8 protein-coding genes are annotated in these 9,684 nt (G+C 65.0%); 5 read left to right on the top strand and 3 right to left on the bottom strand.

The genetic code is table 11. The annotated features are described in order from the left end of the window. Positions 1-589 precede the first annotated feature (589 nt). Positions 590-1,897: a YncE family protein gene (locus tag VMS96_04040; protein ID HVP42574.1), complete on the bottom strand. Its 1,308-nt coding sequence runs from the start codon at positions 1,895-1,897 to the stop codon at positions 590-592. 196 nt (positions 1,898-2,093) lie between these two features. Here VMS96_04040 and VMS96_04035 point away from each other — a divergent pair, with 196 nt between their 5' ends. The 3 genes from VMS96_04035 to VMS96_04025 all read left to right on the top strand — a co-directional run bounded on the left by VMS96_04035 (position 2,094) and on the right by VMS96_04025 (position 5,836). Beyond that, positions 2,094-2,864, top strand: coding sequence for a DUF92 domain-containing protein (locus VMS96_04035; GenBank protein HVP42573.1), 771 nt, complete (start codon positions 2,094-2,096; stop codon positions 2,862-2,864). A 62-nt stretch (positions 2,865-2,926) separates the two neighbouring features. Continuing rightward, positions 2,927-4,906, top strand: a complete 1,980-nt coding sequence (locus VMS96_04030) for an amidohydrolase family protein (protein HVP42572.1) — start codon at positions 2,927-2,929, stop codon at positions 4,904-4,906. Positions 4,907-5,047: 141 nt separating this feature from the next. Then, entirely contained in the window at positions 5,048-5,836 is a 789-nt protein-coding gene (locus VMS96_04025; GenBank protein HVP42571.1) for a cyclase family protein, read from the top strand. Between the two features lie 64 nt (positions 5,837-5,900). On the opposite strand, the gene VMS96_04020 is transcribed toward VMS96_04025, so the two are convergent. Both VMS96_04020 and VMS96_04015 read right to left on the bottom strand, forming a co-directional pair. After that, the gene (locus tag VMS96_04020; protein HVP42570.1) at positions 5,901-6,497 is read right to left on the bottom strand and encodes a YdcF family protein; all 597 of its coding nucleotides are present in this window, start codon (positions 6,495-6,497) and stop codon (positions 5,901-5,903) included. A gap of 27 nt (positions 6,498-6,524) precedes the next feature. Further along, complete coding sequence (locus VMS96_04015) at positions 6,525-7,181, bottom strand: L-threonylcarbamoyladenylate synthase (GenBank protein HVP42569.1); 657 nt, start codon at positions 7,179-7,181, stop codon at positions 6,525-6,527. A gap of 116 nt (positions 7,182-7,297) precedes the next feature. Here VMS96_04015 and VMS96_04010 point away from each other — a divergent pair, with 116 nt between their 5' ends. After that, positions 7,298-8,128 (top strand): RNA methyltransferase, encoded by an 831-nt coding sequence (locus VMS96_04010; GenBank protein ID HVP42568.1) that lies wholly within the window; start codon positions 7,298-7,300, stop codon positions 8,126-8,128. A 48-nt stretch (positions 8,129-8,176) separates the two neighbouring features. Then, on the top strand, positions 8,177-9,496 hold the full coding sequence (locus VMS96_04005) for a replication-associated recombination protein A (GenBank protein ID HVP42567.1): 1,320 nt from the start codon (positions 8,177-8,179) through the stop codon (positions 9,494-9,496). The last annotated feature ends 188 nt before the right edge of the window (positions 9,497-9,684 follow it).

Below are 9,684 nucleotides of genomic sequence, written 5' to 3'. Positions count from 1 at the left end.
AGCCAGGCCACTTGTTCCCAGCCAGGATGGAAATCACAGCCTACAATCATCATGCGAGGGCTCCTTCCTCCCCAGAAGCCTTCGGTCCTCAACCAAAGACTACTGTGTCGGAACTGGGGCCTTCGCTGTTATCCAATCAGTCCTTTGCGGCCCGGGTTTGGCTGCAAAGGGCGGGATCAACATTTTTCAATTCTTGTTTTCGCCTCGCTTTTTCGCGAGATCCGCTAAGCTCTTGCGGCCCAGTCACTTGCCCGCCCCCGATTATAGCTTTTAGCAATGTCAAGTCGCGTTTTTCCGCCGCCGCAACCCCTTGATTCCACTGCCCTTCCCATTCCCCACCTCCAGGTCCACAATCCCTCGGTTTGCTATGCTGGTTGTAGCGGCCCTAGCGGCCGCTCCGCGCTGCGTATTCGCGGATTGATCTTTGGAAATTCCCTGCTGACTCCCGACCCCCGACCCCTGACTCCTGATTTAGACAACATATCTGACATACTCTTGCCCCTAACTCCTTTAGATCGACATATCGACGGGGAGGGGGTGGGGCCTGAATCTGTCGCGACCGTCAGCCGTCTGGCTTCTTATTGTTCCGTTATTGCGCGGTCACGTAGACCGGGTTTATGTGGCTGCACACCGGAGCGGCCGGCGGCGCCGGGTCCTGGCAATTCGGATCGGCTTTCGGGGATTGCAGCGAAGTAATGATGGTGTCGGACGTGGTCGCGATGATGCTGATGTTCTGCGTCCCGGGATTGGCCGTGTACACCTTGGTCCCGCTGGCGGAAGCAGCGACCGACGTGGGGGCCGCTCCTACTGGGAGCGCGATGCTCTTGGTGAAGGTGTTGCTCAGGCTGTCGAGCACGCAGACGTTGTCGGTGCCTGCGTTCGCCACGTAAGCGCGGGACCCATCCGGCAGCACCGCCACCTGCTGGGGCGATGCCCCGGCACCCGCGCACGCGGTCACATCGATGCCCGGGGCCGGCGTCAACAGCGACGGCAGCGTCGGCAACGGCTGGTCCGCCCGGATGATGCTCACCGTGTTGCTCGCCCGGTTCGCCGTGTACACCCGCTTCAGTCCTGGGTCGTAGGTGATCGAAAAACAGGGGACCTGCCCGGCGCAGCCCGGAGAAGCTCCCAGGGCGATGGTCGTCAAGGCGGTGGTGTCGTTCGTAGTGTCGATCACCGTCACGTCGTTGCTGCCTTCGTTGGCCACGAATACGAAGCGCCCGTCCGAGCTGGCCACCGCCGCCACCGGCGACGTTCCCACCGCAATGGTTCCCAGCACGCTGTTATCGGCGGTCCGCACCACCGTGACCGTGCCGTCCCCCTGGTTCACGACATAGACCTTCTGTCCATTGGGCGGTTCCGCGATCGCCACCGGGCTGGTTCCCACTATGATCTCGGACGTCATGGCGAGGGTACCGAGGCTGATCACCGCCACCCGATTACGCCCTGGCTCCGCGACATATAAAGCGCCTATGCCGGGGTTGAAAGCGAATACCGGCTGCGCGCCGGTCGGCAACGGGATGGTCGCCGGAAACGTGTTCAGATTGCCCGGGCTGATCGCGGTCAGGTTGTCATCCAGGTTGTTCACGGTGAAAGCCAGACCACCGCCCGGGGTTACGAACAGATCCACCGGCCCGCGTCCGCCATACTGGACCGAGGTGACGGTATCTCCGGGGACGTCAATCGTGGTCAGCGCCCCGATGCCGGAACCAGGCGGCGGCACCGGGCAAGTGGGGACGCAATTGTTGCTCAGCGCGTACGCGCGCGACAGGTTTTGCGGGTCCGGCCCCGGGCTGGGGATGGGGATCACGATCGGGCGAAACGCTTCGTTACAGCCCACCCAGATGATCACGGCAAAAACAATGACTGCGAGTCCCGCCTTGCCCAATGAACTCATTCACACTCCCGCCTGCTGCTCGGCCAGGCATTGGTGATGATGACGAATGGATTATTCTACGGGAACTGCGGAACCCGCGCTAGCGCGCGAAGTCCTTGATCGGCGATTCGTGTGGCATGACACTCGGCTTCCGCGCGCCCGATAACCTCCCTGGCCTCTGATACGATGCGCTGCACCGGACTCTCTGCCGCAAGCCATGAGCGCGTTGTCCGCCATCGTGGTGCTGCTGTCCCCCGTCTCTCCGGACGGCTGGCACCTGGCCGTGTCGCGCGTGCCCGCGGGGCTGGTCGTGACCGCCGCCTTCGCGGTCGCGGCCCGCATCCTCCGTTCCGTCTCCCTCTCGGGCGCGATCGCCGGGGCCGCCGTCACTTTTCTGCTTTGGATCGCCTGGCCGCCGCTGTTCATGGTCGAGCTCGCGGTCTTCGTCCTCACCGCGGCCGCCACCCGCGCCGGATATCGCCGCAAGCAGCAGCTCGGCACAGCTGAAAAGCGCGAAGGACGCTCTGCCTCCCAGGTGCTCGCCAACCTGGCGGTGGCCACGGCCTGCGCACTGTTGGCCACCTATCTGCACAAGCCGCTCTTGATGTTCGCTTGCGCCGGCGCTCTGGCCGAGGCTGCCGCCGACACCATCTCCAGCGAGATGGGCCAAGCTCTCGGTGCCGAGCCCGTGCTGCTCACCACCTTGCGGCCCGTTCCCGTAGGCACCGACGGCGGGGTGAGCGGTCCCGGCACTCTGGCCGGCATGGCTGCCGCCCTGGTGGTCTCCGGCGTCGCCGTGCTCACAGCATCGGTCCCAGGTTACGGCTTGGCCATCGCTGCTATGGCCGCCGTCTGCGGCATGTTCTTTGACAGTCTGCTGGGGGCGACCCTCGAACGCAGACGCATACTCAACAATGACCAGGTCAACTTCTCGAGCACCCTGCTCGCCGCTGGCCTTGCCATCGCCATCGCCAAGCTCTGGCAGTGACTCCTCCCTTCTTCGATCTGACTTCTGCCTTCGCCCTGGTTGTTGTATTTTGTTGCCCGCTCATGAAACGCATCCTGCTTCTGCTGCTGCTCTTACCGCTGCCTGCCTACGCCCAGCAGTACGACATTCTCATCCGCAACGGCCGCGTGGTGGACGGCGCCGGCAATCCCTGGGTCCAGGCCGACCTCGGGCTCATCGCTGACCGCATCGCCTTCGTCGGCCAGGCCGCTCCGGGCGTCACCGCAAAGCAGACGATCGATGCCCGCGGCCTGGTAGTCGCTCCCGGTTTCATCGACATGCTCGGTCAGTCGGAGGTGAACGTCCTCATCGACAAGCAGGCGTTCTCCAAACTCACTCAGGGCGTGACCACAGAAGTCACCGGCGAAGGCGAATCCGTCGCCCCCCAGGACGACTTCACCATCCGCGAGGCCAAGGACTTTCTCGAGCACTTCAAGCTCACGGTGGATTGGCGCACGCTCGACGAGTACTTCCGCCGCCTCGAAGCACAGGGCTCGGGCGTGAACATCGCCACTTTCGTGGGCGCGACCCAGGTCCGCGAGGTCGTCCTCGGCAAGGAAGACCGCGCGCCCACCAAAGAAGAACTCGCGAAGATGGAAGAGAAGGTCGAGGATGCGATGTTCGACGGCGCCCTCGGCCTTTCCACTTCGCTCATCTACGCTCCCGCGAACTACGCCTCGACCGAAGAGCTCATCGCGCTCGCCAAAGTCGCCTCCAAGTACGGTGGCATCTACGCCTCGCACATCCGCAATGAAGGCGACAGCGAGATGCAGGCGCTCGACGAGGCTTTCCGCATCGGCCGCGAAGCCAACATCCCGGTAGAGATCTGGCACTTCAAGGTGGCGGGCAAGCAGAACTGGGGGAAGATGCCTCAGGTCATCGCCAAGATCGAAGAAGCGCGCGCGCAAGGACTCGACGTCACCGCCGACCAGTATCCTTACGTCGCCGCCGCCACTTCCCTGGGCGCCACTATCCCGCCGCACTTCCATGCCGGCGGCCAGGAGGCATTCCTCAAGCGCCTGCGCGATCCTGCCGTTCGCCGGCAGATCCGCGACGAACTGATGGGCTCGGGAGGAGCCCTCGAGAACATGTGGCGCGGCACCGGCGGGCCGGAAGGCATCCTGGTCGTCTCCGTCCTCGACCCCGCCCTGAAGGGGTATGAAGGCCTCACCGTCGCCCAGATCGCCACCCAGGAGAAGAAGGACCCGCTCGAGGCCCTGCTGGATCTGGTCATCGCCGACCGCGACAACGTCGGCGCCGCCTACTTCGAGATGAGCGAGCCGGACGTCCGCCTGGCCATGCAGCAACCCTGGGTCGCCATCGACACGGATTACGGCGCCCTCAATACCGTCGGGCCGCTCAGCGAGTCGAAGTCCCACCCCCGCGCCTGGGGCACTTTCCCGCGCATCCTCGGCAAGTATGTGCGCGAAGAAAAAGTACTGCGCCTGGAGGACGCCATCCGCAAGATGACCTCCCTGCCGGCACAACGGGTGAAGCTGGCCGACCGCGGCTTGTTGCGCACCGGGTACTTCGCCGACATCACCATCTTCGACCCCGCTACCGTCATGGATGTCGCCACCTTCGAGGATCCGAACCGCCCCGCCCGCGGGATCGAGTATGTCCTGGTCAACGGCGTCCTCTCTCTCGATCACGGCAGACTGACCGGACGATTCGGCGGGCGTCCGCTGCGCGGACCCAGCTGGCTGGGCCGCTCCGTCTCCCCCGACGGCCTGCCACCCCGCGGCAAGATCGAGGGCGTCATCACCGACGAGGACGGCTGGCCCGTTCTGCGCGCCGCCGTCTCGCTCGTGGACTCGTCAGGCAAACCGGTTGTCACCGACTCCACGAAAAAAGACGGCCGTTACGAATTCCCGTCTGCGGCACCTTGCGACCCCTGCCGCCTCACCGTGGAACGCGACGGCTTTGCTTCCGCCGCACAATTCGTCCACTACAACGGCGCCAACTCCCTCTGGTTCAGCTTCGCCTTGAAACGTGTCTCCGCACAGCCGACGACCGACGACTGACGACCGACGACTGCAGCTAGGCCATCCCACCCGTTCGCCCCGCCATCCAATCCAACTAGCTGCTCCTCGCCAGCCGGTTCCCACATTGGCAACGGAATTACCGCAACTTTTCGCTCCAAATCTCGTCCATAGTAAGGACCCATGAAGCTGAAGACCTTCGCCGTCGCGGTCGCTTTGCTGCTGGCCATCTTTCTCTTCGCCCAGCGCCGCACCCCGCTTGCTCCCCAGGCGCAATTCCAGGCGGCCGTGGACCTCACCCACACCATCAGCGAGAAGTCGCCGAACTGGGAAGGCACGGCCCAGAGCCCGTACCAGGCGCCGGTCCACGCCAGCTTCGACAAGAACGGCTATTTCACCCGCTACATCACCCTGCCCGAGCACTTTTCCACCCACATCGATGCCCCGGCGCATTTCTCCAAGACTGGCTGGACCGTGGACCAGATCCCGCCCGACCGCCTGATCGCGCCATTGGTGGTGCTCGACGTGACCAAGAAAGTGGAAGGGAATCCCGAATATCAGGTCGCGGTGGACGACATCGCCGCCTGGGAACAGGCCAACGGCCAGGTTCCTCCGGGCGCGGTCGTGCTGGCCCGCACCGGCTGGTCGTCGCGCTGGTATTCGATGGAGAAGTATCGCAACGCCGACGCCAAGAACGTCATGCACTTCCCCGGCTTCAGCCAGGCGGCCGTCCAGTTCCTGGTCGAGGCCCGCAAGGTGGTCGGCATCGGTATCGACACCCTGAGCGTGGACCCTGGCGCTTCGAAGGACCATCCCGTGCACCGCTACGGCGCCGCCCACAACCTCTACAACCTCGAGAACGTCGGCTATCTCGAGCAGGTGCCGCCCAGCGGGGCCGTGCTGGTCGTCGCTCCCGCGAAACTAGAAGGCGGCTCGGGCGGCCCCGTCCGCCTGCTCGTCCTCATCCGCTAGCAAACCCTGCATTCATTCGGCACTAAGTACTTGGTACTTGGTGCTTGGTACTTGGTACTTCTTCTCACGTGACGTGCAGCCGCCAGAGGGTGTAGCTGAGCACTTCCCGCAGCACCACTAAAGCTCGCTGCCAGCGGCTTTGCGGGCGAGGCATCGGGCGCGGCGCGCCGTACGTCTGTAGCCCGTACCGGCCCAGCATCTGCTTGGCCCGGTAGAGATGGTATCCGTCGCTCACCACCACGCAGCTCTTCATCCCGTTCTTCTGCATGATGGTCGCCACCCGCTCGGTGGATTCGTCGGTATTGTCGCTCTGGGTTTCGGCGATGATGGCCTCATCGGGCACGCCGTGCTCGATGAGATACTTCCGCCCCACGCCGCCTTCGCTGAACTGCGGGTCCTCGCCCTTCCCTCCGGTGGTGATCATCATCGGCGCGATGCCGCGATGGTAGAGGCTCAGCGCGTGGTCCAGGCGCGCCCGGAAGACCGGCGAAGGACGCCCCGCGTACTCCGCCGCCCCCAGCACCACGATTGCGTCCGCCGGCCGGGTCTCGTCCGCCCACATCTGCCGCTGGATGCGCCGGTACATCACCCCGGTGTACACCGCCACCCCCAGCAGGCACGCGGCCAGCAGCCACAACCATCGGTGTCGTCGGTCACTCAATGCTGGGACCCCTGGGATTTGATGCGCCTATGCCAATCCCTCGTGGCCGAGGAACTCCGCGATCTCCTGGCTGGAGATGGCGCCTTCACGCAAGACCCGCCAGCGCCCCTTCTCGTCGGTAAGGTCGATGATGGTGGAAGCCACGTTGCGCGGCGACGGCCCTCCGTCCACGATCACCGGGATCTTGCTCCCCAGTTGCTCGCGCACCCCTTCCGCGGTGGTGCATTCGGCGGCGCCGCTCACGTTGGCCGAGGTCGCGGTGATCGGCACCTGCGCCGCGCGCACCACCTCGATCGCGATCTTCGACGCCGGCACCCGCAGCGCCACGTTCCCCGTGTTCGCCGTCACCTTCAGGGGCAACCGCGACGCCGCACGCACGATCAGCGTCAGCGGGCCCGGCCAGTACTTCCGCGCCAGCGCGTAGAACTGCTCCGACAGCGGCCGGGTGAGTTCCTCCGCCTGGTCCACGCTCTCGATCATCAGCGAAAGCGGCTTGTGCTTGGAGCGCGACTTGATGTCGTACACGTGCTCCACCGCCCGCAGGTTGAAGGGGTCGGCCGCCAGCCCGTAGAAGGTGTCGGTCGGCATGCCCAGCACCTGTCCGGCGCGGATCTGCTCGGCCACGTACTGGATCAGACGGGACTCGGGATTCTCGGAATTGATCCTGATGATCTCGGCGGGCAAGGATCGCCTTTCTCGCTTCTCGACGGCGAAAACTAACATATCAGTGCACCCGCCGCAAGGACGAGCGACCTGCGACTCACGACTTGCGACTTCCGAAGCGGGTATGATGTCGAACCGTGCCGCTTGCCTCCCGCACCCGCCTGCGCCACATCTCCAGCGCCCAGAACCCGCTGGTCAAGGAGCTGCGCCGCGCCTTCTCCCGCGGCGAGCCGACCCCCGACGGCCACTGCGCCATCGAGGGCCTGCGCATCGCCGAGGAAGCCATCCGCAGCGGCTTGCGCTTCCGTGCGGTCTTCTTCCGCGAGTCCGCGATCGCGGCCGCCGGCCGCCTGCTCCCCCAGATCGGCGCCCAGGTCGAGACCGTCGAGCTCCCCGACGCCGTCTTCGACAGCGCCGTCGCCACCGAGACCCCCCAGGGCGTCGCCGCCCTGGTGAAGCTGAAGTCCTTCGTTCTCGAAGACGTACTGCGCCTGCCGGAGCCGCTGCTGGTGGTCGCCGCCGGCCTCCAGGACCCCGGCAATCTCGGCACCTTGTTGCGCTCCGCCGAGGCCTTTGGCGCCACCGGGATGCTGCTGGCCGAGAAGACCGTCAGCCACCTTTCACCGAAGACGGTGCGCGCCTCGGCCGGCTCGGTCTTCCGGCTGCCTGTCATCACGGTGACTCTGCACGATTGCCTGTCCAGGTTGCGTCAGGCCGGGGTGCGCCTGGTTGCCACCTCCTCGCACAAGGGAACCCCGGCGTATGAGGCCGATCTGTCGGGCAAGCTGGCTCTGTTCATCGGCAACGAGGGCGCGGGCCTTCCCCGGGAGGTCATGAAAGACATGGACGAGACCGTGGTTGTCCCACACTCCGCCAAGGTCGATTCCCTCAACGCCGCCATCGCTGCGTCTATCCTTCTCTACGAAGCCGCGCGGCAGCGGCGCGGATTTGTGATTTGCGATTTGTGATTTGCGATTCACGGGGTTAAATCACAAATCACAAATCAGAAATCACAAATGGGCCTGTTTCAACCCACCCCGCGCGATGAATCCGTCGACAAGACGCAGCCGCTGGCGGCGCGCATGCGCCCGCGCACGCTCGAGGGATTCGTCGGCCAGGAGCACATCCTCGCCCCCGGCAAGCCGCTGCGGGTGCAGATCGAGCGCGACGATCACGGCTCGCTCATCTTCTGGGGCCCGCCCGGCGTCGGCAAGACCACCCTGGCCAAGATCATCGCCCACCTCACCCACGCCGAGTTCATCGAGTTCTCCGCCGTGCTCTCCGGCATCAAGGAGATCAAGGCGGTCATGGCCGACGCCGACAAAGCCCGCCAGTACGGCACCCGCACCATCCTCTTCGTGGACGAGATCCACCGCTTCAACAAGGCCCAGCAGGACGCCTTCCTGCCCTACGTCGAGTCGGGCGCTATCCGCCTCATCGGCGCCACCACCGAGAATCCGTCGTTCGAGATCATCTCCGCCCTGCTCTCCCGCTGCCGGGTTTACGTCCTCCATCCGCTCACCGAGGAGCAGATCGTGGCCCTGCTGCGGCGGGCGGTGGCCGACCGCGAGCGCGGCCTGGGCGACATGGAACTGACGGTGCCGGACGCGGTACTCGACAGGATCGCCAGGTACTCCAGCGGCGACGCCCGCAGCGGCTACAACGTCCTCGAGATCGCCGCCAAGGCCGTGGGCAAGGGCGGCGCCATCACCGACGACGTGGTCAAGGACGCCCTGCAGAAGCGCGTGCTGCTCTACGACAAGGCGGGCGAAGAGCATTACAACCTCATCTCCGCCCTGCACAAGTCGGTGCGCAATTCCGACCCCGACGCCGCCCTCTACTGGCTGGCGCGCATGCTCGAGGCCGGCGAGGAGCCGCTCTACATCGCCCGCCGCGTGGTGCGCATGGCGGTCGAGGACATCGGCCTGGCCGATCCCAACGCCCTCGCTGTCACCCTCGCCGCCAAGGACGCCGTGGACTTCCTGGGCCAGCCCGAGGGCGACCTGGCGCTGGCCCAGGTGGTCGTCTACCTCTCGGTCGCTCCCAAGTCGAACGCCCTCTACGCCGCCTATGGCGAAGTGAAAGGTGACGTCGAGCAGACCGTCGCCGAGCCCGTCCCGCTGCACCTGCGCAACGCGCCCACGGGATTGATGAAAAGCTTCGGCTACGGCAAGGGATACCAGTACGCCCACGACTTCGACGAAAAGGTCGCCGACATGCAGTGCCTGCCCGACAACCTCAAGGACCGCCGCTATTACCACCCCACCGATCAGGGCATCGAGAAGCGCATCCGCGAGCGCCTGGAGGAAATCCGCAAGCTGCGCAAGGGTCGCTAACTTCTGCAATCTTCGTTCTGCATTCCTCGTTGTTGCCTTTCAACCACATCGCCGAAGTAGGAACGCCGAGCGCAAAAGTGCGTTCGCCGCGCAGGACTGCCTCGTGAGAAGTGGCGTCATGCTGAGCGCCTTCAGGCGCGAAGCATCTCGCGTGCAGCATTCGCCATCACTTCCATTTCCGGAATGGA

It is taken from the genome of Terriglobales bacterium, assembly GCA_035543055.1.
Lineage (GTDB): Bacteria > Acidobacteriota > Terriglobia > Terriglobales > Acidobacteriaceae > JAIQFD01.
Note: the sequence above shows the minus strand (reverse complement) of the source record. Positions and strands in the feature narration are given on the sequence as shown.